This window comes from Duganella rhizosphaerae, from assembly GCF_040364205.1.
Lineage (GTDB): Bacteria > Pseudomonadota > Gammaproteobacteria > Burkholderiales > Burkholderiaceae_D > Rugamonas > Rugamonas rhizosphaerae.
This window is the reverse complement of sequence record NZ_BPWK01000008.1, coordinates 248,367-275,073: the sequence shown is the minus strand read 5'-3', so window position 1 is coordinate 275,073 and position 26,707 is coordinate 248,367. Positions and strand designations below refer to the sequence as shown.

Here is a 26,707-nt window from a genome sequence, read left to right as displayed (position 1 = left end):
GGAATGGCTGGCACCGTGTTACCACACGTAGCGGGCTGTGAATTGGGCTTGGCGGCGGGCGGCGTAGTTGCAGCTGCCGTCGGTCGAGCAGTTGCCCAGGTAAGTCTTGTCGGTCAGGTTGCTGACGTTGAGCGCGAAGTCCCATTGCCGGTAGCGGTAGCCCAGCATGGCGTCGGCCAGGGTCACGCCGGCGTGTTCGAAGGTGTTGGCGTCGTCGCCGAAGGTGGCGCCGGTGCGGCGCACGCCCGCGCCGGCGCGCCAGCCTTGGCCGAATGTGCGCTCGCCCCATGCGGCCAGGTTCAAGCGCGGCACCAGCGATGGCCGCTTGCCTTCGTTGCCGTCGTTGTTGCGGGCGATCTTGGCATCGAGTCCGGTGAGGGAGCCGTTGACCTTCCAGTTGCTATCCAGTTTCGCTTCCGCTTCCAGCTCCAGACCGCGCACGCGTACTTCGCCGCGCTGGATCTGGGCGCCGGCGCCCACGTGATCCGGGTCGGCCGTCAGCACATTGCTCTTGCGCAGATCGAACACCGCCGCGGTGAACAGCGCCGGGCGGTCCAGCGGCGCCCATTTGACACCCAGTTCGACCTGCTTGCCCTTTTCCGGCTCGAAGTTGCGGCCGTCGAAGGCCTGTCCCATCACGGGACGGAATGACGTGGCGTAGCTCAGGTAGGGCGATACGCCGTTCGGCGCCAGCCAGGTCAGGCCCAGGCGGCCGGTGGTGGCGTTGTCCTTCTGGCTGTTTTTCGCCGCGTTGAAGTAGTCGTCGTTGTCGATGCTGCTGCGGTCATGGCGCAGGCCCGCCGTCAGCAGGTATTGGCCGTTGAACTTCATCTGGTTCTGTGCGTAGACGCCGGTCTGGCTCAAGGTGCTGCGCTTGTCCTCGTACTTGTCCGGCGCGCCGACTGCCTGGCCGTAGACCGGCGAGATCACGTCCAGCGTCGGCGCCTCGCCCAGGTAGTTCTGGCCTTCCTGCACGGCGCGGCTGTAGTCGACGCCGGCCACGAAGGTGTTGTCGATGCTGCCGAAGCGGCTGTTCCATTCGATATTCTGGTCGGCGGCGAATACGCGCGCCTTCTGCTGCGCCGAGAAGTTGGCGCGGTCGATGGTGCGCTCGTCGTCGTGCAGACCGGTCATATACAGGCTGTGGTAGTCAACCTTCTCGGTCGCGTAGCGCAGGTTCTGACGCACTTTCCATGCGGGCGACAGGCGCTTTTCAAACACGTAGCCGATGCTGCGCTGTTCCGTCTTGAAGTGATCGAGTCCGGGCTCGCCGACGAAGCGGTTGGCCGGTATCTGGCCGTATGGGCCGGCCTTCTGGGTGCCGATGGATGGCAAGTAGAAGTTCGGCGGCACGTTATCGTTTTGCAGATAGGCGAGCAGCGTGAGCGTCGTGTCGACATCGGGATGCCAGGTCAGCGACGGCGCGAAGTACTGGCGATTGTCCTTGGTGTGGTCGACGGCGCCCTTGGCTCCGCGCGCCAGCATGGACACGCGGTACAGCCACACACCCTGCTCGTCCAGCGGTCCGCCAACGTCGGCGGCGACCTGCTTGCGGTCGTAACTGCCGTAACTCACCTCCACTTCGCGCAGCCTGGATGCGGTCGGGCGTTTGCTGATGGCGTTGACCATGCCGCCCACTTCCGCCTGGCCGTACAGGACGGAGCTTGGGCCGCGCAGCACTTCCAGGCTTTCCAATCCATACGGCTCCATCGTGAAGCCGGTGAAGCCGCGCGTCGGCAGATTCAGGCCGTCGCGGAACACGCCGTTGGAGCCGACTTCGAAGCCTCGTATCATGTATTGGTCGAAGCGCGGATCGACGCCGAAGCTCTCGGTCTGCATGCCGGCCGTGTAGCGCAGCGCTTGCGGTATGCCGGGCGCTTTTTGCGCATCCAGCCGTTCCCGGTTCAGCACCGAGATCGATTGCGGCACTTCGACGATGGGCGTGTCGCCCTTGCTGCCTGTGCTGCTGCGTTTTGCGATGGTGTCGGCCTCGCCTTGCACGACCACGGTGGCCAGCGTGGTTTCGGCTTCGCTGGCGCAGGCGTTCAGGTGATAGCCGCCCATCAACAGGACGGCGCCTGCTACGGCGCTGGCTAAAGGCGAGAGGTCTTGCTTGTTCAACGGGTGTCGCATCAGGTAATGCTTTCTTCAAGTGGGTGATTGATCATTTCGACGCTGCGCGCAAAGCTCTGGTGGAATTGCGGATCGGCGATGATGCTCAGGTGCGTGCTGCCGGGGATGGCGTGCACGCGTTCGACCTTGCTCGACTGCTTGCGCCAGTCGATCACGTTCATCCCCCGCAGCAGCGAGTCTTCGGCGATCCATGCGTGGATGCGGCAATCGAGCGGCGCCAGTGTGTAGTCGCGGAAGACCAGCGCGTTTTCCATCAGCGTCCAGAATATGTGTTCGCGGCTGCCGATATCCGGACCATCCAGGGGCAGCGGCTCCGGGCTGTTGTTCACGTAGTGCAGGAACTGGGTATAGACGGTGGCATCCATGCGGCCAAGCAGATGCAGCCAGCGTTTGTGCATGGTGCTGACGGCCAGCCAGGCGTCGATGTCGTTTTGCAGGCTTAGTCGCAGCGACGGTTCCAGCGGCTTCTCGCCGCCGACCGCGAACTCCGCGTCAAGCGCGCAGACGTCCAGCATGCCGACGAAGCGTACGTCGACACTGTCGCCCAGCAGCCGCGCCGCTTCGTAGGCCAGGATGCCGCCCCACGACCAGCCCAGCAGCATCACCGGCTGGCCGGCGCTCTGGCTGCGGATATGGTCGGCGTAGCGTGCCGCCAGCGCGGAGACGGCCTGCGGTTCGCCGTCACCGGACAGCGAGTGGCAGATAAAACCGGTGGCCGGTTGGTCCGGCCCGAGGTAGTTCACCAGCGCCGTGTATTCCAGCGTGCTGACCAGCAAGCCGGGGAAGCAGTACAGCATAGGCTTGCTGCCTCCGCGCTGGAGACATACGACGTCGCTGCCTGCCAGGTCCTGGTCGCTGAGCGCGCGGGCCAGGCTGGCGATGTCCGGATAGTTGAACAGGTCGACGATGCCCAGGCCGTGATCGGGCAGCAGTTTGTCGAGCATGGTCAGCACGCGCAGTGCGCTGAGCGAATCGCCGCCCAGTTCGAAGAAGTTGTCGGTGGCGCCGATCTGCTGTAGTTGCAGCACTTCCTGCCAGATCGCCACGAGCTGACGTTCGAGGTCGGTGGACGGCGCCACCACTTCGCGCCGCACCTGGGCCGGCAGCGGCAGCGCCTTGCGGTCTATTTTTCCGTTGGGCGTCAGCGGCAGGCTGTCGAGCATGACGACGGCGGCAGGCACCATGTAGTCCGGCAGTTGCGCGGCGAGCTGCTGGCGCAGCGTGGCGCCGTCGATCTTGGCGCCCTGCTCGGCCACCGCGTAGCCAACCAGCTTGGCGCCTTGCGGGGGCTGGTGCAGCACCACGACCGCCTCGCGTACCGATGCCAGCTTGCCCAGCGCCGCTTCAATCTCGCCTAACTCGATGCGGAAACCGCGCACCTTGACCTGGTGATCGAGGCGCCCCAGGTATTCGATGATGCCGTCGGCGCGCCAGCGCACCTGGTCACCGGTGCGGTACATGCGTCCACCGTCGGCCGTGAACGGGTCGGGGATGAAGCGGTCGGCCGTCGCCGCGGCTTGTCCGTGGTAGCCGCGCGCCAGGCAGGCGCCGCCGATATGCAGTTCGCCCGCCACACCAGGCGGCACGGGATTGAGGTCCGCGTCCAGCACATAGGCGCGGCGCGGGCCGACGGCGCGGCCTATCGGCGCAAATGCGCCTTCGAAGCTGGCGTTGGCGGTGGTCTTCCACGCCAGCGGCGAGATCACCGTTTCGGTGGGACCGTAACCGTTGATCAGGCACTCTGGCGACAAGGCGCGCTTGAGTTGTTCGAAGGTGGCGCGCGGCATGCCCTCGCCGCCGAACGACAGCAGGCGCAGAGGTGCAGCGTCGTTGCGGCCTTCGGCCCATTCGGCCAGCTGCTGCACGTAACTGGTGGGGAAGCCGGCGTTGTTGACGCGGTGTTCGCGCATGGCGGCGTGGGTTTCGGCCGCGCTCCAAAGCGCGCCGCCGCGCAGCACCACGCAGCCGCCGACGATCAGCGGCACGATCCAGCGCTCATGAGCGCCGTCAAAGCTGATCGACAAGAAGTGCAGTTCGCGCGATGCGGCGCTCATCTCGTACAGCTCCGCCGTGGCCTGGCAGTGCAGCGACAAGGGGCCGTGTGCGACCGCCACGCCTTTGGGCTTGCCGGTGGAGCCGGAGGTGTAGATGATGTAGGCCATCTGTTGCGGCGATACGTACAGGTTCGGTGGTCCGTCCGGCAGTTGGCTCAGGTTGAGCGCATCGACCGCGATGGTGGCGCCGTTGGCCGGCGCCGGCAATTGGCCTTGCAGCGAACGTTGGGTCAGCAGGCAAAAGACGGCTGCGTCGTCCAGGATGTATGCGATGCGTTCTTGCGGATAGGCTGGATCGATCGGCACCAGCGCACCACCGGCCTTGAACACCGCCAGCAAGGTCACGATCATATCGACGCCCCGCTCCAGCGCCACGCCTACGCGGGTTTCCGCGCGCACGCCGATCGAGATCAGGTAATGCGCCAGGCGATTGGCCGCCGCGTGCATGGCCGCGTGGCTCAGCGAGTCGCTGCCACATACCAGTGCTTCGCCTTGCCCGTGCTGCGCCATTTTTTGCTCCATCAGCTGCTCCATCAGCTGGTGCACTGGGACTGGTGCGTAGCTGGCGGCCGGCCACGGAGCGCTCAGCTGCGCCAGCGCTTGCGCATCGACCAGCTGCAGCTGGTCAAGCCGGGACTGCGGCGCGGCCAGCGCTTGCGCCAACAGGGACAGCGTCCGTTCCAACAGCGCGATAGCGGTGGAGGCGTCGAACAAGGCTGCGGCATACGACAAGGCCAGCGCATAGCGCCCATCGGCGCGCACGCTGGCGCGCAGCAGCAGGTCTACGCGCAGGGCATGGTCTTCGTCTATCCGTAGCGCGACATCGTCCTTCAGGCAGGCATCATGCCCGCGCCAGGCGTAGGCAACCTGGAACGGCAGCTCGTGTTTTTGGAAACCGTCGGCATTGAGCCGTTCCAGCAGCTTCTCGAATGGCAGCGCGGCGTGTGCCAGATTGGCGGCATCTTCAGCGCGCACCGTATCCAGCAACGCGGCAAAGCTCATGCCGCTGTCCAGCGCCAGGCGGGAGACGAGGATATTTTCGAACGGGCCGATGATGCTGTCCAACGCCGCCGGACGGCCGGCGTCGAATGTCGCCATGCGCAGATTGGATTGCATGCTGTGGCGGTACATCAGGGTGGCGAATACGGCACGCAGCACCTGCTCCGGCTGCGCACCGCTGTCGGCGCAGAACGCATCCAACGATTGGGACAAGGCGCCATCGATTACGGCCTCCACCTGCGCGTCCGCATAAGTACGCGACGCAGTGCGCGGGCGATCCAGAGCCAGCGCCAATGCTGGCGATCCGTCGGCCAGCTTGATCATCCAATAATCGTAGTCGGACGCCAGCGCACCGGAACTCAGTTGCGCCAACTGGCGGGCGGCGTGCTGGTGAAAGGCCAGCGATCCGATTGCCGGCAATGGCTCGCCGGCGATGCCGCGCAGGAGCTCATCGACCAGTTTCTCGACCGAGTTCACGTCGGCGACCATGCGATGCACGGCCAGGACCAAGGTCGAACCATTCAGCCAGGCTTTCATGCCAGGTTGGCGTTCCAGATCGAAGTCCTGGCGTTCGGACCAGCGGTCGTAGTCACCGCTGCGCTCCAGCAGAAGCGGCGCCGCGCTGCCAAGGCGCTGTTCGATGTCGCCCCAGGCCAGGCGGTGGAACGTGGTCTGCAAAATTGGATGGCGTGTCTGCAAAGCGGTCAAACCATAGGCGATCAGCGCGCGGTCGACGGCTTTCGGCCAGCGTAATTCGACGCGGATGTGCAGGCGCTGGGTAGTCTGGCTCAGCTGGCTCAGGAACCACAGGCTGCGCTGGGCCGGCGACACCAGCTCGATGGCGGCGTTGGGTGGCAGTTTGTTACCCATGACGCAGCTCTTCACCGGCTAGCGCCAGTTGCAGGCTGTGCTCACGCAGGTCTTGCCAGACGGTGTCGATATGCGCCAGGCACAGCTCGCGGGTGGCGCGGAAGCCCGTCGCCAGCCAGCCCGCCGGCACCGGCCGTTGCGCCGGCCAGACCGAATACTGCCGCTCCGCGTTGATGACTACTTCGTACAGTCGTTCCTGTTGCATGCCCGCTCCCGATCCGCCGGACGCCAGCATGCCGCTGGTGTCAAGCAGTTAAAATTAACAATAGCATAATCAGTGCGAATGATAATGACTATCATTTAGATTTGCAATAGCGATTTGAAATGCCACTGCTGGGCGAAGGGAGATCAGGGTGGGATGGAGGCCGGGACTTCGGGCGGAATCGCCGTCGGGCATATTTCTATTGCAGGCCAGGTACATGTGCCCGGGGAGTGATATCGGTCGAGGCGACCGTGAGATTGGCGCGCGCCATCAGCGCGCGCCTCCCTGGACTACACTGCCTCCGGCATTTTTGCGATCAGCTTGTCCAGTGTAATGGGATAGTCGCGGATGCGCACGCCTGTAGCATTGTAGACCGCGTTGGCGATCGCCGCGCCGACGCCGCAAATGCCAAGTTCGCCCACGCCCTTGGCCTTCATCGGCGACGAGATCGGGTCGGTTTCATCGAGGAAGATGACGTCCTGGTGCGGGATGTCGGCGTGCACCGGCACTTCGTAGCCGGCCAGGTCGTGGTTGACGAAGAAACCGCCGCGTTGGTCGACCACCAGGTCCTCCATCAGCGCCGCGCCCGCGCCCATGGTCATGGCGCCGATCACCTGGCTGCGGGCCGATTTGGGATTGAGGATGCGCCCGGCAGCGCACACCGCCAGCATGCGCCGGATGCGCGTTTCGCCGGTGGCCGCGTCGACCGCGACTTCGACGAAGTGGGCGCCGAAGGTCGATTGCTGGTACTTCTTGTCGAGGTCGCCGTACTCCATGAAATCCTCGGCCACCAGTTCGCCATCGGCCGCCGCCTGCGCCAGCGGCACCGTGCGGCCGCCTGCGCGCACGAATCCGTCGGCAAAGATGGCGTCGTCGGGATTCAGGCCAAGTTTCTGCGCCACCGCCTCGCGCAGTTTGACGCAGGCCGCGTAAACGCCGGCCGTCGAACTGTTGGCGCCCCACTGCCCGCCCGAGCCGGACGACACCGGGAACGACGAGTCGCCCAGCTGGACGACCACGCCGGCCAGCGGCACGCCCATCATCTCGGCGGCGGTCTGGGCGATGATGGTGTAGCTGCCGGTGCCGATGTCGGTCATGTCGGTTTCCACGGTGACCACGCCGCCGCGGTCCAGCCGCACTCGCGCGGCCGACTTCATCACCAGGTTGTTGCGGAAGGCGGCGGCCACGCCCATGCCGATCAGCCAGTGGCCTTCACGCAGCTTGCCGGGCTGGACGCTGCGCTTGCTCCAACCGAATTGGTCGGCGCCGGTGCGCAGGCATTCGACCAGCCGGCGCTGCGAAAACTTGCGGTCCTTGTTCCCGGGATCGGAGGTGGTGTCGTTGATGATGCGGAAGGTGACCGGGTCCATCTTCAGTTTCTCGGCCATCTCGTCCATCGCGATTTCCAGCGCCATCAGCCCCGGCGCCTCGCCCGGCGCGCGCATGGCGTTGCCTTCGGGCAGATCGAGTACGGCCAGCCGCATTTTGGTCATGCGGTTGGCGCCCGCGTACAGCAGCTTGGTCTGCTGCACCGCCGTCTCCGGACTGCCGCCCGGCAGATTGCCGGACCAGCTCTCGTGGCCGATGGCGCTGATCTTGCCCTCGCGGCTGGCGCCGATGCGGACGCGCTGTATCGTCGCCGGCCGGTGCGTGGTGTTGTTGAACATCAGCGGCCGCTGCAGCGCCACTTTCACTGGACGGTTGGCGGCCCGCGCGCCGAGCGCGGCCAGCAGCGCTTCGGCCCGCACGAACAGCTTGCCGCCGAAGCCGCCACCGATGTAGGGCGACACCAGGCGCACGTTTTCCTTCGGTATGCCCAGCGTCCTGGCCAAGTCGCCCTGGCCCCAGGCGATCATCTGGTTGGCGGTCCAGACGGTGAGCTGGTCGCCCTGCCATGCGGCGATGGACGCGTGCGGCTCCATCATCGCGTGGGACTGGTCCGGGGTGGTGTAGCTGGCGTCCAGCCGCACCGGGGCGGAGGCGTAGGCGCCGTCGAAGTCGCCGGTCTTGCTGTCCTTGTTGTCCTTGCCCTCGGGCAGGACGGCCTTGTCCTTGGCGGCGGCCAGGTCGTAGGCGCCCTTTTCCGCCGCATATTTCACTTGCACCAGCTGGGCGGCGGCGCGCGCCTGTTCGAAGGTTTCCGCCACCACCAGCGCCACCGCCTGGTGATAGTGCTGGATGTCCGGTCCGCCCAGCAGCTTGGCGGTATTCATCTTTCCCTTGCCGAGCTTGCCGGCGTTGTCGGCCGTGACGATGGCCAGCACGCCGGGCGCGCGCCGTGCGTGGTCCAGCGACATCGAACTGATGCGGCCCTTGGCGATGCCGGCGCCGACCACGTAGCCGTAGGCGGCGTCGGGCGCGGCGGCGTGCTGCTCGTAGGCATACGGCGCGGTGCCGGTGGTTTTGTAGGGGCCATCGATACGGTCGACCGGCTTGCCGATGACTTTGAGCTGATCGATGGGATTGGTGGTGGCGGGCGTGGTGAACTTCATGTGTCAGCCTTTCTTCGCTGCCGCCAGCACCGCACCGAGCGTGCGCTGGACCAGGGTGATCTTGAAGGCATTGTCTGCCGTGGTTTTGGCGCCGGCCAGCAACTGCTCGGCAACCGCCTTGGCGCCTCGAGGCATGGTCGCGTCCGCCGCCGGCATGCGCCAGGGCTTGTGCGCCACACCGCCCAACGCCACCCTGCCCGTGCCATCCGGCTGGACAATGGCCGCCACCGAGATCAGCGCGAACGCATACGATGCGCGGTCACGCACCTTGCGGTAGATGTGCACGCCGCCCAGCGGCTTCGGCAACGTCACGGCGGTGATCAGTTCGCCCGGCATCAGCGCGTGCTCGATATGCGGCGTGGTACCCGGCAGCCGGTGGAAATCGGCGATCGGAATGGTGCGTGCCGAGCCGTCCGGGCGCACCGTCTCCACGCTGGCGTCGAGCAGGTGCATGGCCACCGCCATGTCGCTGGGATGGGTGGCGATGCAGGACGCGCTGACGCCCAGCACCGCGTGGTTGCGACTGTAGCCGCCGATGGCTGAACAGCCGCTGCCTGGCGCGCGCTTGTTGCACGGCTGGTTGGTGTCGTAAAAGTACGGGCAGCGGGTGCGCTGCAGCAGGTTGCCGCCGGTGGTGGCCTTGTTGCGCAGCTGCGCGGACGCGCCGGCCAGCAAGGCGCGCGACAGCACGCCGAAATCTCGCCGCACGCGGGCGTCGGCAGCCAGGTCGGTGTTGCGCACCAGCGCGCCGATGCGCAGGCCGCCGTCGGAGGTGGCTTCGATCTTGTCCAGCCCGAGGCCGTTGACGTCGATCAGGTGGGCCGGCGTTTCGATTTCCAGCTTCATCAGGTCGAGCAGATTGGTGCCGCCGGCGATGAACCTGGCGCCCGGTACGCGGAGCGCGGCTGCAGCGGCCTCCGCAGGCGATTGTGCGCGTTGATAGCTGAAGACCTTCATGCGGCCCTCCCGGCGACTTCGGTGATGGCGTCGATGATGTTGGAATAGGCGCCGCAGCGGCAAATGTTGCCGCTCATGCGTTCGCGCAGTTCGGCGGCGCTGAGCAGCGGCCGCGCGTTCAGGTCCGCGCTGACGTGGCTCGGTATGCCCTGTTTGATTTCCTCCAGCGCCGATACGGCTGAACATATCTGTCCCGGCGTACAGTAGCCGCATTGGTAGCCGTCGTGTTTGATGAAGGCGGCCTGCATCGGGTGCAGCTTGTCCTGGTTGCCCAGGCCTTCGATGGTGGTGACTTTGGCGCCGTCGTGCATCACCGCCAACGTCAGGCAGGAATTGATGCGGCGGCCGTCGACGATGACGGTGCAGGCACCACATTGGCCGTGGTCACAGCCTTTCTTGGTGCCGGTCAGGTGCAGGTGCTCGCGCAGGGCGTCGAGCAGCGTGGTGCGGGTATCAAGACTCAGGCGCTCGGCCTTGCCGTTGACCTGGATGTTGACTTTGGCAATATACGGGTCCGGATTCGGCACCATGGCCGGCTGGGCGCTTGCCATGGGCGGCACCGCAACGGCCGTGGCGGACAAGGCGCCTGCGATCATCAGATCGCGCCTCGCGTGGTTGATGTCGCTGAAATCGTTCATGGGGTCGCATCCTTGGGCTGGTATCGGCGACCTCCATGGTAAACGTTTTCCATGGGAACAATGTTCGTTTGCCCACATTAGCGCTACAAATCGCGCACTTCTTCCTCGGTAAACCCGGCTTTCAGGCGCGCCTCGATGTTGAACGGGCCGCGCGGTGTCGGCGCCTTGTAGCGGACGGCCAGTTCGGCATAGGTGGCGCGCGGCTCCAGGCCGCGTTGCTGGCACAGGTAGTTGTACCAGCGGTTGCCGATTTCCACATGGCCGACCTCGTCGCGCAGGATGATGTCGAGGATGGCGGCGGCGGAGCGGTCACCCGCCTGCGCCAGCTTGGCGCGCAGCGGCGGAATCGCATCCAGCCCGCGCGCTTCAAGCGTGCGCGGCACCAGCGCCATGCGGGCCAGCACGTCTTCGGTGGTCTTGCCGACCATTTCCCACAGGCTGTCGTGGGCAGGAAAATCGCCGTACTGGTAACCGAGGGTTTGCAGGTGGGCTGCCAGCATCGCGAAATGGGTCGCCTCCTCGGCGGACACGCGCAGCCAGTCGATGTAGTACTCCTGCGGCAGATCCGGGAAGCGCCACAGCGCATCGAGCGCCAGGTTGACGGCGTTGAACTCGATGTGGGCCAGCGCGTGGATCAGCATGGCCCTGCCCTCCACCGTCACCATGGAGCGCCGTCCCACCGACAGCGGCGGCACCAGGTCAGGCTTGGCCGGCCGCCCCGGAATGGCGCCGGACGGCACGATGGCGCCCGCCGGCTCCAGCCCGCACTCGCCTGCGAGCGATGCCGCCGCCATCGCCGCGACCGCAGCCACTTTGGCGCCGGGATCGTTCTCTAGCAGGCAATGCAGCGCATAGGCGCGCAACTCGGTTGGGGTGGGCATGCTGTTCCTTGAAGCTTGAAAAAGGACGCAGTGTAACAAATCCCCGCCTTGATGCGAGGTGTATCAGTTCGGCATGGCTTGTGCACCTAGTTGACAGCTGACAAAGGGGCGGTAGTCTGTGCGGACTATTGCGGAGCCTGTGTATCGAGCATCGATGTCAGCGAATTTTTCAGCGTGCGGCTAGCCTGCTCAAAGGTTGGGTGGAAATTGAGGGTGTCAATTGCATCGAACTGTTGTTTCAACTGCGCGCATCGATCATCGAGCTGCTGAAACACCGCGGCTGCATGCTTGGTTATGAATTTACGGGCGGACATCAACAGCTCGGGTTCACGCTCGGCGATCAGCGCAAAGTCGAAGATATCGCGCCCCGTAATGCGATCGCCTCGATGCCACATTTTTTTCGCGATGATTTCAACCGAGATCTCCACTCTGACCTGGCGCCCGAGGATCGTCTCTACTTCGAACCCCGGTACCGTTAGATTGGGCGCGGCCACAAAGTCGATTTCGCCTTCCGGAAGAAAAAGCTTCACATAGCTGGCCCCTTCCGCGTAGTCGTTTGTAATCGATTCGGCGACGTCGCTCAGGCGGGGTGTGACGAAACCCAGCGATTGAGGATCGGGCACGAAGATGTCGATGTCCTTGCTGAAGCGGTGACCGTATCGAAGCATGAGCACAGTGCCTCCGCCCATGGTCCAGAATGGATCCGTGCGTCCATGCTTGGCGATCTCGCCGATGAGTGTCACCGCGTGCGAAAACAACACTTCCCAAGTGTGAGGAATTCCCGGCGCATTGGCCATTACCAGACCATTCGGCAAACTTTCCATTGCTTAGCCCAGAGGTTTAGGTTCTTCATGATTTTCTTTGCAGGCACCTCGGGTGTGGCAGCCTCGCCGATCGCTTTTACTACGACCGATAAGGGTGTTTCATCGAGTAAAGCCATCAAATGCGGATGAAATTGCTCCGGTGCCTCGCCGGAGCGCAGCATCACCGATAGCATATCGGGCGTGACCACGTCGCGGTAGCTGGTACTGACACTGCGCGCGGCTACAGCAAGCGCGCTTTTCGGTCCGGTGGGCCGCACGGTCTCCATATCAAGGCCCAAAATATCCAACACAGCCTTTAGTTTGGAATAGCCGAGGTCCTTCAAGGTTCCGTTTTCCAGCTGATTGATGGTCACACGGGAAAGTCCGGAGAGTTTGGCCACATGCTCCTGCAGCAGGCCAGCCTGAATCCGTTTGCTCTGAATTTCGCTGCCGATCTGCGCCAAGTTCATGTGGGTCGCCAATTAATGTTAAGTATATTTAACATTATAGTGCTGATTGCGGACATGCCAAGGAAAGGACAACATTAGATTCCTAACTGACAGCCGGCTCCAGCAATGTCAGCGTCTGCAGCTCTGTGTCCAGCCTGGCGCGCAGGCCGACGGGGAGCGTGAACTGGTGGCGGATGTGGCCGAAGGAGTAGCCGGCCACGGCTGGCCGGCGCAGCGGCAGCAGGTGCTGGTTGACGGTATCTTCCAGTGACAGCGCGCTTTCGCCCTCCACGCCTTCGCAGTTTTCAAAGATGCCCAGCACGACGGCGGCGGCGTGGCGGTAGCCCTGGCTGAGCTGGAGCTGGGTCATCATGCGGTCGATGCGGTAGGGTTCTTCGTTGACTTCTTCCAGGTACAGGATGGCGTTCTTGAAATCGGCCGCGTACGGCGTGCCGGCCAGCGCGCTGACCAGCGACAGGTTGCCGCCGATCAGTCGTCCGGTCGCCACGCCTCCATGCACGGTACGCGGCGGTGGATTGTCGGCGCTCATCGCGATCGTGTAGTTCGCTTGCGGCACCATCAGCACGTTGCGCAGCTGCTCCACCGAGTAGTCGGAAAACGTGGAGGTGGCCACCGGCCCGTGGAACGTCACCAGCCCCGCCTGCTTGAGCAGGGCCAGGTGCAGACAGGTGATGTCGGAATAGCCGATCAACACTTTCGGATGCGCACGGATCAGCCGGTAGTCGATATGCTCCAGCAGCGAGATGCAACCCGAGCCGCCGCGCACCGCCCATACTGCCTTGATCTCGGGATCGAGGAACATCGCGTACAAATCCGCCAGTCGTTGTTCGACCGTGCCGGCGTAGTTGCCGTAGACGTAGTGGATGTTGTCACCCAAGCGCACCCGCAAGCCCAGCGATTCGATGTTCGCGACCGCCTGGGCCAGCGCCGCATCGTTGGTGTGGCCGCCGGGTGCGATCAGGCCGACCAGGTCGCCTGGCTGCAAACGGCGCGGCTTTATCAGGCGCATGGCTTTTCTCGCGACCGGCGCGGCGGTGGCGGTGGCCGTGGCCACTGCCGCGCCCGTCCCCAACGCGGCGGCGGCCAGCAAATGACCGAACCGCCGCCGGCCGTGGTCTGCGGACATTACAGGAACGTGTACTTGAGCAATACGTTGAGCGCCCGTCCACGCGGGTCGGCCACCCTTGGATCCCAGCCCGCGCCCACCACTTCATCCACGTTGTGTGCGGTGAACGGTGGATCGGTATCGAGCAGGTTCTGGATGCCGAGCGTGATCGTCAGGTTCTTGAAGCCGGTGTACGTCGCCGACAAGTCGTACTTGGTGTAGGCCTTCACGTTCGGGTTGAAGCCCGGTGGCGGCGCCGCCTTGCCGCCGTCGGGCAACTGGTCCTTGTAGCCGGAGCTGTAGCTCTGGATCAGCATGCCGCTCCAGTCGCCGCGCGACAGGCTCAGGCTGGCGTTGTGCTTCCAGCGCAGGTACAGGTCGCGGGTGTAGAAGTTGCCGACGTATTCCTGGTACGGCTGGCCTTCGATCTCGGCGAACTTGAAGCTCTGGGTATAAGTGCCGTCCAGGTTGAAGGCCCACTTATAGCTGTCGAGCTTGCCCTCGCCGCGCAGGCTCAGGTCGGCGCCGCGCGTCTTGGTGCCGGCCGCGTTGATCCAGCCGGCGTTGACGTAGGCGATGGTGTTATCCGGGTTGCGGATGATGTTCTGCGACAGCAGCGCGGCGTTGGCCAGCACGATTTGCGGCGTGCGGTTCAGGATGCGGTTCTGCGAGTTGATGGCCCAGTAGTCGATCGACGCCGAATAGCCGCGCACCGGCTCGATCACCATGCCCAGGCTGCCCTGCTTCGACGTTTCCGGTTTCAGGCTCGGGTTGCCGCCGCTGAAGTACGGTAGGCGCGCGATGGCGCAGAAGGCCGGATCGCCAGGGTGGGTCGGGCAGAAGACGGGATCGATGGTGCCGTTCGGCAGTTCCTGCGACAGCCGGCCTGAATACAGCTGCGTGAAGCTCGGCGCCAGGAAGCCCTTGTTGGCCGAGCCGCGGAACACCAGCATGCCGTTCGGCTGGTAGCGGAACGAGATCTTCGGATTGGTGGTCGAGCCGAAGACGCTGTAGTGGTCGCGGCGCAAGGCCAGCTGGGTTTCCAGTTCCTTGGTGATCGGAACAATCAGCTCGGTGTAGACCGCCTTGATGTCGCGGGTGGCCTCGTTCAACGCGGCGTTCCCGGGCGACAGCAGGATCTGCGTGGCGTCGACATCCTGGGCGAAGTTGTAGCCTTCGCGGCGCAGGTCGAAGCCCACCGCCATCGACACCGGTCCGGCCGGCAGCTGCCAGACTTCACCGGACAGATTGCCATCGAGCTGGGTCAAGCTGGTTTTCCCGTGCTGGAAAGCGCCACGGAACTTGGTCGATTCCACCAGCTGCATCGCTTCCGGCGTCTGCGTCTGGCCGGCGGTCAGCCACGGATTGATGATGCCGCTGCCCAGCGCCGAGTAGATCTTGCTGGTATAGCCGTAGCCGTCGGTTAGCGCGGTCTTGGTCTTGCTCTCGCCGTGCGACAGGCCGGCGCGGTAATCCCACTTGCCGAGCAATACGCCTTCCGCGCCGATCAGCAAGCGGGCATTGTCGGTGACGTTCTCCTGCGTGCGGTTGCCCCACGGGTTGGCGCGCCACTTGTAGATGATGGGCTTGGTCTTGTCGAAAGTCGGAATGAAGGCCGACAGGTCCTGGTAGTACGCGCCACCGACCGGATAGGCATTGCCGTTGGCCAGAGAGGTCGAGATCTGCAGCGGGGTCAATTCCGAGGTGGCCTTGTTGTGGCCGTACAGCGCTTCGACAAACAGCTTGTGCTCGGGACTGATTTGCAGCGTGCCGCGCGAGACCGCGTTCAGGCGCTCGACCGGGATGCTGATGATGTAGTCGGCGCCGTAATCGTAGGCGCAGGAATAGGTGCTGCGGGTCGCCGCCGTGACGTCCTTCCACAGCGCGGTCTGGTACTGCGACATGCCGGGGATGGAATCGCACTTGCCCTGGAAACTCAGGGGATTCGCCTGCAGATAGGTGGTGGGATCGCCCGGCCGCTTGAAACCGGTGCCCAGCGCGGTGCCGGCGCCGGTCAGCTGGTTGGCGTACGGCGTGCCGGTGGTGTCCGGCGACAGGCCGCGTGCCGGCTGGAAGCCGTTGGCGAAGGCACGGTCGCGCGAGCTGAGCTTTTCGTTATTGTCATAGGTGACGCTGCCCATGACGTTAAAGCCCTCCTTCTGCAGGGAGCCGATGCCGCCCAACAGCGACAGCCGACGGTTGGCGCCGCCGCCATGCTGGGTGAAGTTGTCGTTGAGCGAGACTTCGAGACCGTGGTAATCGGTGCGCAAGATGAAGTTGATGACGCCGCCGATGGCGTCGGTGCCGTAGATGGCCGAGGCGCCGTCCTTCAATATCTCGACGCGCTGGATCGCCCCCAGCGGTATCGCGTTCAGGTCGACCGACTTGGCGCTGGCGCCGAAGGTGGCGATGCGGCGGCCGTTCAACAGCACCAGCGTGCTGTTGGGGCCGAGTCCGCGCAAGGACGCATACGAGGCGCCGCCGCTGACGCGGTCGGCGTCGGCGCCGAAGACGTTGTTCCCGGAAGTCATGTTGTCGGCGCCGGTGCCGTTGGCGGACAGGCTGCGGATCAGCTGCTCGGTGCTGGTGATGCCGGATTTTTCGATGGTGTCGTAGTTGATCACCTGGACCGGCAACGCGCCCTCCTTCGCCAGCCGCTTGATGCTACTGCCGGTAATTTCCACGCGCTGCATGACGGCCGTGCCGTCCTGCGCGAACACCGGACCCGCTGCCGGGGCGAACACGCCCATCAGCGCAATCATATGCGCCAGTTTTTTAACCTTCACGGTCTCTCCCTGTGGTGAATCTGAATTCTTATTTTTCCAGATTAGCGCCTTGCTTCCTTGACCAGCCAATGAAATTAGCTTTTGCCGCTATAACTTTTAGTCATGAAGTCGCGCTCTCCCCAGCAGCATGCCAGCGGCGCGAACTTTCAGGAAAGGCATTTGTAGCTTTTAAACCACATTTCCCTGGAATAAAGGCTAGGAGATCAAGTCGCCGGCGGCCTCGGCGATGCTGGCGGCCAGCTGGCTGGCGCCGTGGGACAGCGGCGCATGGGCCGGCGTCAGCAGATACAGCTGGATAGTGATTTCCGGCGCCCACGGCCGGCTTTGCAGGCGTCCGCGGCCGGATGCGGCGGTGAAGGGATCGACCACCGCCATGCCGCCGCCGGCCTCAACCAGCGAACGGGCGATCTGGTAGGTCTGCACGACGGTGTGGAAATGCGGCGTGATGCCTTGGGCCTCGCAGGCCGCCAGCACCTGGTCGCCGAGCGGATCGTTGTCGGCATAGCCGATCAGCTCGCCTTCCAGCGCCGGTGCGGTGAACGGCTGCGCGGTCTGCGCGGCGGACCAGCGGCCGAGCGGCGCGATCACCGTCATCACGCCCTGCGCGATCGGCTCGGCGACGATGCCGGGATGGCGCGGGTCTTGCAGCGACAGGCCGAGATCGGCCTCGCCCAGCCGCAGGGTGTTGACGATTTCGCTGGTGTGGTGGGTCGCCAGTTCGCAGCGGGTGTCGGCGAAGGCGCGGCGCCAGTTGCTCATCGCCTGCGGCAGCACGCTGGCGGCCAGGGTCGGCGTCGACACCAGGCGGATGGTCTCCACCGCGCGGCCCTTTAGGCTGGCCGCCAAGCGGCGTATGCCTTGCAGGTCGCGGTTCAGTTTTTCGGTTTCGGCGAACAGGCGGTGCGCCTCCGGCTTGGGATACAGCTTGCCGCGCACGCGCTCGAACAGCGGCATGCCCAGCTGCAGTTCGCAATGCTGCAGGACTTTGGTGACGGCCGGCTGCGAGATGTGCAGCACCTGGGCGGCGCCGCTGATGGTGCCGACTTGCATGATCGCGTGAAAAACTTCTATGTGACGCAGCCGCATCTTCCTCTTTCGCTATGACGATGCGCTACTGTAGCAGGAGTGCCGCCCGGACGCTGCCCTCGCTTTGGTCGAGCAGCGCGCGCGCCCGCGCCACCGGGATCCGGCGCAGCAGCACCACGATGGCCGCCTTGACGTGGTAGTCGCATTGCTCCAGCGCGAAGTGCGCGCTGGCTTCGTCGGCGCCGGTGGCGTGCATGGTCAGCGCCACGGCGCGCCGCAGCAGCTTGGCGTTGGAGGCCTTCATGTCGACCATCAGGTTGCCGTGGACCTTGTGCAGCCGCACCATGATGGCGCTGGAGATGGTGTTGAGCACGATCTTCTGCGAGGTGCCGGCCTTCAGGCGCGTGCTGCCGGAGATGACTTCCGGCCCGGTATCGAGCGTGATGCCGAACTCGGCCCGCGCCGCCACCGGCGCATCGACGTTGTTGGCGATGCCGATGGTGAGCGCGCCGGCGGTGCGGGCGGCGTCCAGCGCGCCCAGTACATAGGGCGTGCTGCCGGAGGCGGCCAGCAGAATCACCACGTCGTCGGGCTGCGGCAGCAAGGCCGCCAGGTCGAGAAAGCCTTGCTTGCCGTCGTCCTCCGCGCCCTCCACCGCCTGGAACATGGCGCCCTTGCCGCCGGCCAGCAGCGACAAGGCGCGCTCATGCGGCCACGAAAACGTCGGGTGCAACTCCACCCCGTCCAGCACGCCGAGCCGGCCGGAAGTGCCGGCGCCGACGTAGATCAGCCGTCCACCGGCGCCGATGCGCGGTACCGCCGCCTCGACCGCGGCGGCGATCACGTCGGCTGCGGCGCGCACCGCGGCGACGGCGTTGAGCTGGTCGGCGATCAGCGTATCGACCAGCGCGGCCACCGGATACTGGTCCAGGCCGGCATGTTCCTGACTGGGGGTTTCGGTTTTGAGCATGTTGAAAGTGTAAGCTCGAACCCCGCCGCGCAGTCATGAAAGCTTGCCGGGCAGGCATTCCGAAAAGTTATACGGCAAGAGCCGGTTTTCATTGGCAGGCGGCCTCCGCGCGCAGTATTCTTGTCCATCGAGTCTATTTTTTGGGCCAACATGAAACGTGAAATGCAGGCCTTGATGGGGATGTTGCTGATGGCTGGCGCCAGCGGCGGCATGGCAGCCTCGCTGGACCAGGAACTGGCCGCCATCGCCGCCGACCAGGCGATGCCGCTGGCCAGCCTGTCGGTGCTGGCTGTGCGCGGCGGCAAGGTGCAGTACCAATATCAAACCGGCCAGCGCCGCATCGGCCCGGCGGCCGCGCCGGCCAATGCCGACACGATGTACCGCATCGCTTCGGTCTCCAAGATGATGACCACCTTCGGCGTGATGCGGCTGATCGAACAGCACCAGCTGGAACTGGATACGGACGTGAGCCGGTATCTCGGCTATGCGCTGCGCAATCCGCACTTCCCCGAACAGGCGATCACCTTGCGCATGTTGTTGACGCATACTTCGTCCTTGCGCGACGAGGCTGGCTACTTCTGGGGCGCGGACGTCGCCATCCGCGACCGGCTGACCAGCGGCGCGGCCGGCATGTGGGCCGGCGACCACGGTCCGGGCGGCTATTTCACGTACACCAACCTGAACTGGGGCGTGATCGGCACCATCATGGAGAAAGTCAGCGGCGAGCGCTTCGACCGGCTGATGAAGCGGCTGTTGCTGGAACCGATGGGCCTGCGCGGCGGCTACAATCCGTCCGAGTTCTCCGCCACGGAAATCGACAACGTGGCGACGCTGTACCGCAAGCGCACCGTCGATACCGAGGTGTGGCATCCCGACGGCCCCTGGGTCGCGCAGGTGGACGACTACGGCGCGCGGCCGCCGGCGCCGCCCGCAGGCATCGCCGGCTACGTCATCGGCAGCAACGGCACGCTGTTCAGCCCGACGGGCGGCCTGCGCATCTCGGCCGCCGACATGGGCAAGATTATGGTGATGCTGACCAACGGCGGCCGCTATCAGGACCGCCAGATCCTTCAGCCCGAATCGGTGGCGCTGATGTTCAGCCAGCAGTGGAAGCACAACGGCAGCAACGGCGACACCTATCGCGGTCTGTATCACAGCTGGGGTTTGGGCAGCCAGCGCTTCGACGACAACCGCCTGGTCGAGGGCGGCGGCTTCAGCGCGGCCGGCCATCTGGGCGAGGCGTACGGTTTGATTTCCACCTTCGTGGTCGATCTTCAGCGCGGCAACGGCATGGTCTCGCTGATCGGCGGCACCGGCGCCGACCCGGACAGCAATCCCGGCCGCTACTCGGCGATGACGCGCAGCGAGGAGCGCATCCTGACGGCGCTGTATCGTCACGTCATCCTGGGCCGGTGACGCGATGAGCGAGGTGATCGTCATCGGCGGCGGCGTGGTGGGCTTGACTTCGGCATGGTGGCTGGCCGAGGCCGGCTACCGCGTGACGCTGGTCGAGCGCGAGGCCGAGGTTGGCAGCATGGCCAGCTATCGCAACGGCGGGCAGCTCAGCTATCGCTACGTGTCGCCGCTGGCCGATGCCGGCGTGCCTTTGAAGGCCTTGCGGTGGCTGTTTCAGCCGGACGGTCCGCTGCGCTTCCGGCCCGAGGCTGACTGGCGGCAGTGGCGCTGGATTGCGCAATTCCTCGGCAACTGTAATGCCGCCGCCAACCGCCGCACCACGGCGACGTTGCTGCAACTTGGCGCCCTGAGCCGCAATGCGATGCATGAGCTGTCGCTGCAAGTGCCGCTGTCCGATTTCGCCTGGCGCGATGCGGGCAAGCTGGTGGTGTATCGCAGCGCGCAGCTGTTCGAGCATGCGGCCGCGTTGGCCGCCGCCGACGCCGACGTGCTGACGCCGGCCGCCACGGCGCTGCGCGAACCCGCGTTGGCGGCCCTGCAGGGCGATCTGGCGGGCGGCATCTTCAATCCCGGCGAGGCGGTGGCGGACTGTCACGCGTTTTGTGTGAGGCTGATGCAGCGCTTGCAAAGCCATCCCAGTTTCAAAGGCGTGCTGCGTCGCGATGTGACCGGGATACGTACCGATCGCGGCAAAGTGGCCTGGTTGTGCACCGCCGGCGGTCCGTTGCGGGCCGACCATTACGTGCTGGCCGCCGGCATCCAGAGCCGGGACCTGGCGGCGAGCGCCGGCATTTATCTGCCCTTGTATCCGCTCAAAGGCTACAGCTTGACGGCGCCGATCCGCGCCGGCGACGTGGCGCCCGAAATCAGCGTCACCGACTTTGAACGCAAGGTTTTGTACGCGCGCATCGGCTCGCAACTGCGCGTGGCGGCAATGGTGGACATGGTGGGCGCGGACACGCGCATCAATCAGCGGCGCGTGCAAGGCCTGGTGCGGCTGGCCAAGGAAGCGATGCCGGACGCGGCCGATTACGACCGGGCCGATGCGTGGGCGGGCTTGCGGCCGGCCACGCCGAGCAGCGCGCCCATCATCGGCGCCACGCGCTATGGCAATCTGTGGCTGAACGTTGGGCACGGCCCGCTGGGATTTACTTTTGCCTGCGGCACGGCCACCCTGCTGGCAGGCATGCTGCGCGGCGCGGCATCGCCTATCGCGCTGGATGAGCTGACGCTGCGTGCCCGTCATTCCCGCGCACGCGGGAATCCATACTGAGTAGCCCAGCCGGCTCAGCATGGGTTCCCGCCTGCGCGGGAACGACGGGTTAGCGGTGTTGGAACAGACGCAGGATGCTGGAAAAATCTTCCTGTCCGTGGCCTTGCTGCTGGTGCAGTTGGTACAGCTGGCGCGCCAGGCTACCCAGCGGCGTGACGGCCTGCGCCGATTGCGCGGCCTGCTGCGACAGACCCAGGTCCTTCAGCATCAGCGAGGTGCCGAAGCCACCCGTATAGCCGCGCGAGGCCGGCACATTGTCCATCACGCCGGGCCACGGGTTGTACAGCTCCAGCGCCCAGTTGCGGCCCGAACTTTTGGCCATGATGTCCGACAGCACTTTCGGATCGAGGCCGTGGGACACGCCCAGGTTCAGCGCTTCCGCTGTGCCAGCCATCAGTATCCCCAGCAGCATGTTGTTGCAGATCTTGGCGACCTGCCCCGCTCCCGGGCCGCCGGCGTGGAAGATGTTCTTGCCCATTTGCTCCAGAACGGGGCGGGCGCGCTCCAGCGCTTCGGCCTCGCCACCGACGATAAAGGTCAGCGTGCCGGCAGCCGCGCCGGCGGTGCCGCCCGAGACCGGCGCGTCGATCATCGCCAGGCCCAGCTTGGCCGCTGCGGCCGCCACTTCGCGCGCGGCATCGGCGGCGATGGTGCTGCAATCGATGAACAGCGCGTTGGCGGCGGCGTGCGCCAGGATGCCTTGTTCGCCAAGGTAGAGCTCGCGTACATGGCGGTCCGCCGGCAGCATGGTGATCACCACGTCCGCCTCCTGCACCGCTGCGACGGCCGACGCGGCGGCGCGCGCGCCCGCGCTGCGCAGGCTCTCCATGGCCGCCGCCGACAGGTCGAACACCGACACCGTGCGGCCCGCGCGCAGCAGGTTGTGCGCCATCGGCGCGCCCATATTCCCCAGTCCGATAAAAGCGATATGCATTTTGTCTCCTTGTTAGTTTAAGTCTGCCAACGGATGCTGCGGACCCGGCGCCTCGAAGAACTCACCAATCCTGGCCTGTGCCTCGTCCAGCGTGGACGGCGACCATTGCGGCGCGTTGTCCTTCTCCACCAGCAGTGCGCGCACGCCTTCCGCGAAGTCCGGATGGGCGCAGCATTGCAGGGCGACCACCAGCTCGAGGCGGAACACATCGGCCAGGCTGAGGTGGCGGCTGCGCCGCTGCAGTTCCCACACCAGCGCCACCGACGATGGCGCGCCTTTCGCCAGCGCCGCCGCAGCGCGCTGCAGCCAGACCGAATCGCCCTGGTAGCTGGTGATGGCGGCCACGACCTCGCTCAACTCACGGCTGTCGGTCATCGCCGTGATGGTATCCCAGTTCTGGCGTAGCTCGGACACCGGCAGCGATGCCGGCGCCAGGCTCAGCGAGCGCAGCAGCCGGTCCACCACCACGGCGGGATCGGCGTTCCATTCGGCGGCGCACAAGGCTTCAACCATGTTCGCGCGTTGTTCCTGCGGCAGGAAGTAGTCGCCCAGCCTGGTGAACAGCGCGTCATGCGCGTTCAGCGAGGCGCCGGTGAGGCCGAGGAACAAGCCGCTGCGGCCCGGCATGCGCGGCAGGAACCAGCTGCCGCCGACGTCCGGGAACAGGCCGATGGTAATTTCCGGCATGGCGATGCGGGTGGTCGGCGTGACCACGCGGTGGCTGGCGCCGGCCAGCAAGCCCAGCCCGCCGCCCATGACGATGCCGCCACCCCAGGCCACCAAAGGTTTTGGATAGGTGTGGATCAGATGATCGAGCCGGTATTCCTCGCTGAAGAACGCCTGCGCCTGCTGGTTGGGCATGGCGCCGGGCTCGGCCAGGATGGCGTTGCGCAGCGTGCGCACGTCGCCACCGGCGCAGAAGGCCTTGTCGGTGCTCGATTGCAGCACGACGCAGGCGATCGCATCGTCCTTGGCCCAGTCCTGCAAGGCGATGTAGAGCATGCGTATCATGTTCAACGTCAGCGCGTGCAGCGACGCCGGGGCGTTCAGCGTGGCGACGCCGATGCGCTTGCCGTTGGTCGCCGCGCGCGCTTCGAGCAATACGGCCGGTGCATTTTCCATGGTGGCCGTATCACGCATTGCGCCACCGCGCGGCACGTTTTTCCAGGAAGGCTTGCACGCCCTCTTTCTGATCCTGCGTGTCGAACAGATCGACAAAGCGTTCGCGTTCCTGCGGCAGCATGTGCTGCGGCGGCAGGCTGCGCGCCCCCTGGATCAGCGCCTTGCAAGCGGTGACGCTGCTCGGACTCTGGCGCCACGATTTTTCGGCCAGGGCCAGTGCCGCATCCAAGGCGCCGCCGGTGGCGACCACTTCTTCGACCAGGCCGATCGCCAGCGCGCGCTGCGCGTCGATACGCTCGCCGCACAGTATCATGCGCTTGGCCCAGCCTTCGCCAACCAGCCACGACAGTTGTTGCGTGCCGCCGGCGCACGGCAGCAGGCCGACCGCCGCTTCCGGCAAGGCCATTTGTGCATGTTCTTCGGCGATGCGAATGTCGCAGGCCAATGCACACTCCAGCCCGCCACCCATGGCGTAGCCGTTGATGGCGGCGATGCTGACGCCGCGGAAGCCGGACAGCGCCTCGAACGCCTGGCCGAAGCGCTGCGCCATCGCGCGCGCCACGGCCTTGTCGCCGTCGGCGAACAGTTTCAGGTCGGCGCCGGCCGAGAAAAACTTGGCGCCGCCGCCGGTGATCACCAGCGCGTAGATGTCGCGCTCGGCGTTCAGGTCGGCCACCAGTTCGGCCAGTGCCGCCAGGCTTTCCAGCGTCCACGTGTGGGCCGGCGGGTTGTCGAGCGTGACGACGGCCGTGTGCTGGCGCCGTTCCACTTGCAGGTTTGCGTAGGTCTTGTTCATTTGATGTTCTCCGTGGCGCCTTCGCGCAGGATAGCCCTGCCGACGATGAGACGCATGATTTCATTGGTACCTTCGAGGATTTGATGCACCCGCGTGTCGCGCACGTGGCGCTCCAGCGGATACTCGCGGATGTAGCCGTAGCCACCGTGCAGTTGCAGCGCTTCGTTGGCGACGGCGAAGCCGGCGTCGGTGGCGAAGCGCTTGGCCATGGCGCAGTAGACGCTGGCGTCCGGACTTTCCTGGTCCAGCTTCCACGCGGCCAGCCGCACCATCTGGCGCGCGGCGACCAGCTCGGTCACCATGTCGGCCAGCTTGAATTGCAACGCCTGGAACTGCGCCAGTTCGCGGCCGAACTGGATGCGTTCCTTCAGATAATCGCCGGCCCTTGCCAGCGCCGCCTGCGCCGTGCCGACCGAACAGGCGGCGATGTTGATGCGGCCGCCGTCCAGTCCCTTCATCGCGATGGCGAAGCCCTGGCCGGGCTCGCCGAGCAGGTTGGCGGCCGGGATCGCCACGTTGTCGAAGTGGATGGCGCAGGTGGGCTGGCTTTTCCAGCCCATCTTTTCTTCGTTCTTGCCGAAGCTGATGCCGGGCGTGTCGGCCGGGACCGCGAAGGCGGATATGCCGGAGGCGCCATCCATGCCGGTGCGGGCCATCACCACCAGCAGGTCGGTGCTGCCGGCGCCGGAGATGAAGGCCTTGCTGCCGTTGAGCAGATAGCGGTCACCCTGGCGCTCGGCGCGGGTGCGCAGCGAGGCCGCGTCCGAGCCGGCTTGTGCTTCGGTCAGGCAGTAGCTGGCCAAGGCCTGGCCGCTGGCGAGGCGCGGCACCCACTGCTCGCACACCGCCTGTCCGCCCCAGCGCGCCACCATCCAGGTCGCCATGTTGTGGATCGACAGATAGGCGGTGGTGGAGGTGCAGCCGGCGGCCAGCTCTTCGAAGACGATGGACGCATCCAGTCGCGACAGGCCGAGCCCGCCGAGGTGCTGCGGCGTGTACAGCCCGCAGAAGCCGAGTTCTCCCGCCTTGGCCAGCGTGTCGCGGCAGAAGTGGCCGTCGGCGTCCCAGCGGGCGGCGTTGGGCGTGAGCTCGCCCTCGGCGAACTCGCGCGCCGCCTGCTGGAAGGCTTGCTGCTCTTCGTTGAGCGCAAAGTCCATGCTCATTACTTCAGGCTGATGGTGGTGTTGACCTGGCCGACCGACGCCGCATCCGCGAACCAGCGCTGGGTGATGGTCTGGGTCTGGGTGTAGAACAGCACCACTTGCTTGCCGTACGGGCCCAGGTCGCCCAGCTTGGAGCCGCGCGAGCCGGTAAAGCTGAACAGCGGAACCGGCACCGGAATCGGCACGTTGATGCCGACCTGGCCGACGTCGATGTCTTCCTGGAACTTGCGGGCGGCGGCGCCGCTTTGCGTGAACAGCGCGGTGCCGTTGCCGTTCGGGTTGGCGTTGACCAGGGCGATGGCGTCGTCCAGCGTGTCGGCCTCGACGACGATCAGCACCGGTCCGAAGATTTCCTGGTCATACACCGCCATGCCGGGCTTGACGCCGGACAGGATGGTCGGGCCGATGAAGTTGCCGTTCGGGTAGCCATCGACCTTGATGGCGCGGCCGTCCAGCGCCAGGTGGGCGCCCTGCTCCAGGCCCTTGCCGATCAGCGCCAGCACGCGTTCCTTGGCGGCGCAGGAGATGACCGGGCCGAGGTCGGGGTTGTTCTTGCCGGCGCCGACCGACAGCGCGCCGGCTTTTTGCACCAGCTCAGGCAGCCATTCGCGCGCTGCGCCGACAAGCACGGCGACGGAGGCCGCCATGCAGCGTTGGCCGGCGGCGCCGAAGCCTGCGCCCAGCAGCTGGTTCAGGGTTTGTTCCTTGTTCGCGTCCGGCAGCACGACGGCGTGGTTCTTGGCGCCCATCATGCATTGCGCGCGCTTGCCGGACAGCGTGGCGCGCTCATAGACGTGCTTGCCGACGTGACTGGAGCCGACGAAGGAAACCGCGCGGATATCGGGATGGTCGCACAGCGCGTTGACGACTTCTTCGCCGCCGTGCACCACGTTCAGCACGCCGGCCGGGATGCCGGCTTCCAGCGCCAGCTTGACCAGCTTCACCGTCACCAGCGGATCCTGCTCGGAAGGCTTGAGGACGAAGGTATTGCCGCAGGCGATGGCCATCGGGAACATCCACAGCGGAATCATGGCCGGGAAGTTGAACGGCGTGATGCCGGCGCACACGCCCAGCGGTTGCAGCACGCTGTAGGTGTCGACGCCGCCGGCCACGTTCTGCGCGAACTCGCCCATTTGCAGCGAGCCGATGTTGGCGGCGTGTTCGACCACCTCCAGGCCGCGGAAGATGTCGCCCTCGGCGTCCAGCAGGGTCTTGCCCTGTTCGGCGGTCAACGTCGCGGCCAGCTCGGCCATGTTTTCGCGGATCAGCTGCTGGTATTTGAGGAAGATGCGGGCGCGCGCGCCGATCGGCGTCTTGCGCCAGGTCTTGAAGGCGCGCTGGCCGGCGGAGACCGCCTGCGCCACTTCATCGACGGTGGCGAACGGCACGCGGGCCAGCACTTCCTGGGTGGCGGGGTTGACGACGTCGCGCCAAACGGTGCTGCGGGATTCGACCCATTCGCCATTGATCAGCAAGGGTACGGTGGGAATAGCTGTGGTCATCGTCAGTCTCCAGGTGGTGTGTTGAGATACTTGCACTTTTTGCTAATTGTTTGCATTATTCGCTTATCCGAAACGAGCGTAAAGACGTAAAAATGCGAGGAATTGTGAAGTTGAT

The 26,707-nt window shown here is 65.5% G+C and carries 20 protein-coding genes; 2 read left to right on the top strand and 18 right to left on the bottom strand.

What is annotated here, in order from left to right; genetic code table 11:
• Positions 1-18: 18 nt before the first annotated feature.
• The 13 genes from RUGAMON1_RS19075 to RUGAMON1_RS19015 all read right to left on the bottom strand — a co-directional run bounded on the left by RUGAMON1_RS19075 (position 19) and on the right by RUGAMON1_RS19015 (position 18,386).
• Positions 19-2,121 carry a TonB-dependent siderophore receptor gene (locus RUGAMON1_RS19075; protein WP_445231994.1) on the bottom strand — a complete coding sequence of 701 codons (2,103 nt, stop codon included), beginning with the start codon at positions 2,119-2,121 and terminating at the stop codon, positions 19-21.
• An 11-nt stretch (positions 2,122-2,132) separates the two neighbouring features.
• Complete coding sequence (locus tag RUGAMON1_RS19070; protein ID WP_445231993.1) at positions 2,133-6,056, bottom strand: non-ribosomal peptide synthetase; 3,924 nt, start codon at positions 6,054-6,056, stop codon at positions 2,133-2,135.
• Positions 6,049-6,261, bottom strand: coding sequence for an MbtH family protein (locus RUGAMON1_RS19065; RefSeq protein WP_445231992.1), 213 nt, complete (start codon positions 6,259-6,261; stop codon positions 6,049-6,051). The genes RUGAMON1_RS19070 and RUGAMON1_RS19065 overlap by 8 nt, the downstream gene beginning before the upstream one ends.
• Positions 6,262-6,548: 287 nt before the next feature.
• Positions 6,549-8,750 (bottom strand): aldehyde oxidoreductase molybdenum-binding subunit PaoC, encoded by a 2,202-nt coding sequence (gene paoC / locus RUGAMON1_RS19060; RefSeq protein ID WP_445231991.1) that lies wholly within the window; start codon positions 8,748-8,750, stop codon positions 6,549-6,551.
• Positions 8,751-8,753: 3 nt separating this feature from the next.
• The gene (locus tag RUGAMON1_RS19055; protein ID WP_445231990.1) at positions 8,754-9,707 is read right to left on the bottom strand and encodes an FAD binding domain-containing protein; all 954 of its coding nucleotides are present in this window, start codon (positions 9,705-9,707) and stop codon (positions 8,754-8,756) included.
• Complete coding sequence (gene paoA / locus RUGAMON1_RS19050; RefSeq protein ID WP_445231989.1) at positions 9,704-10,345, bottom strand: aldehyde dehydrogenase iron-sulfur subunit PaoA; 642 nt, start codon at positions 10,343-10,345, stop codon at positions 9,704-9,706. Before paoA ends, RUGAMON1_RS19055 begins: the two co-directional genes overlap by 4 nt.
• An 83-nt stretch (positions 10,346-10,428) precedes the next feature.
• The gene (locus tag RUGAMON1_RS19045; RefSeq protein WP_445231988.1) at positions 10,429-11,226 is read right to left on the bottom strand and encodes a ferritin-like domain-containing protein; all 798 of its coding nucleotides are present in this window, start codon (positions 11,224-11,226) and stop codon (positions 10,429-10,431) included.
• A gap of 125 nt (positions 11,227-11,351) precedes the next feature.
• On the bottom strand, positions 11,352-12,050 hold the full coding sequence (locus RUGAMON1_RS19040; protein WP_445231987.1) for a nucleotidyl transferase AbiEii/AbiGii toxin family protein: 699 nt from the start codon (positions 12,048-12,050) through the stop codon (positions 11,352-11,354).
• On the bottom strand, positions 12,023-12,499 hold the full coding sequence (locus RUGAMON1_RS19035; protein WP_445231986.1) for a helix-turn-helix domain-containing protein: 477 nt from the start codon (positions 12,497-12,499) through the stop codon (positions 12,023-12,025). The genes RUGAMON1_RS19040 and RUGAMON1_RS19035 overlap by 28 nt, the downstream gene beginning before the upstream one ends.
• Positions 12,500-12,581: 82 nt before the next feature.
• The gene (locus tag RUGAMON1_RS19030; protein WP_445231985.1) at positions 12,582-13,625 is read right to left on the bottom strand and encodes a S66 peptidase family protein; all 1,044 of its coding nucleotides are present in this window, start codon (positions 13,623-13,625) and stop codon (positions 12,582-12,584) included.
• A complete protein-coding gene (locus tag RUGAMON1_RS19025; protein WP_445231984.1) occupies positions 13,625-16,390 on the bottom strand; it encodes a TonB-dependent receptor in 2,766 nt (921 codons plus the stop codon). Before RUGAMON1_RS19025 ends, RUGAMON1_RS19030 begins: the two co-directional genes overlap by 1 nt.
• 195 nt (positions 16,391-16,585) lie before the next feature.
• A complete protein-coding gene (locus RUGAMON1_RS19020; protein WP_445231983.1) occupies positions 16,586-17,476 on the bottom strand; it encodes a LysR family transcriptional regulator in 891 nt (296 codons plus the stop codon).
• A 25-nt stretch (positions 17,477-17,501) separates the two neighbouring features.
• Positions 17,502-18,386, bottom strand: a complete 885-nt coding sequence (locus tag RUGAMON1_RS19015; protein ID WP_445231982.1) for an N-acetylmuramic acid 6-phosphate etherase — start codon at positions 18,384-18,386, stop codon at positions 17,502-17,504.
• Between the two features lie 150 nt (positions 18,387-18,536).
• Here RUGAMON1_RS19015 and RUGAMON1_RS19010 point away from each other — a divergent pair, with 150 nt between their 5' ends.
• Entirely contained in the window at positions 18,537-19,802 is a 1,266-nt protein-coding gene (locus RUGAMON1_RS19010; RefSeq protein ID WP_445231981.1) for a serine hydrolase domain-containing protein, read from the top strand.
• A gap of 4 nt (positions 19,803-19,806) precedes the next feature.
• The gene (locus tag RUGAMON1_RS19005) at positions 19,807-21,075 is read left to right on the top strand and encodes a D-amino acid dehydrogenase (RefSeq protein ID WP_445231980.1); all 1,269 of its coding nucleotides are present in this window, start codon (positions 19,807-19,809) and stop codon (positions 21,073-21,075) included.
• Between the two features lie 49 nt (positions 21,076-21,124).
• On the opposite strand, the gene mmsB is transcribed toward RUGAMON1_RS19005, so the two are convergent.
• From mmsB to RUGAMON1_RS18980, 5 genes are read right to left on the bottom strand one after another with little or no spacing between them, the layout of a single operon-like run.
• The gene (mmsB, locus tag RUGAMON1_RS19000; protein WP_445231979.1) at positions 21,125-22,009 is read right to left on the bottom strand and encodes a 3-hydroxyisobutyrate dehydrogenase; all 885 of its coding nucleotides are present in this window, start codon (positions 22,007-22,009) and stop codon (positions 21,125-21,127) included.
• A gap of 12 nt (positions 22,010-22,021) precedes the next feature.
• Positions 22,022-23,131 (bottom strand): enoyl-CoA hydratase/isomerase family protein, encoded by a 1,110-nt coding sequence (locus RUGAMON1_RS18995; RefSeq protein WP_445231978.1) that lies wholly within the window; start codon positions 23,129-23,131, stop codon positions 22,022-22,024.
• 10 nt (positions 23,132-23,141) lie between these two features.
• Complete coding sequence (locus tag RUGAMON1_RS18990) at positions 23,142-23,927, bottom strand: enoyl-CoA hydratase (protein ID WP_445231977.1); 786 nt, start codon at positions 23,925-23,927, stop codon at positions 23,142-23,144.
• The gene (locus tag RUGAMON1_RS18985; protein WP_445231976.1) at positions 23,924-25,084 is read right to left on the bottom strand and encodes an acyl-CoA dehydrogenase family protein; all 1,161 of its coding nucleotides are present in this window, start codon (positions 25,082-25,084) and stop codon (positions 23,924-23,926) included. The genes RUGAMON1_RS18990 and RUGAMON1_RS18985 overlap by 4 nt, the downstream gene beginning before the upstream one ends.
• A gap of 5 nt (positions 25,085-25,089) precedes the next feature.
• A complete protein-coding gene (locus RUGAMON1_RS18980) occupies positions 25,090-26,592 on the bottom strand; it encodes a CoA-acylating methylmalonate-semialdehyde dehydrogenase (RefSeq protein WP_445231975.1) in 1,503 nt (500 codons plus the stop codon).
• Positions 26,593-26,707: the final 115 nt, after the last annotated feature.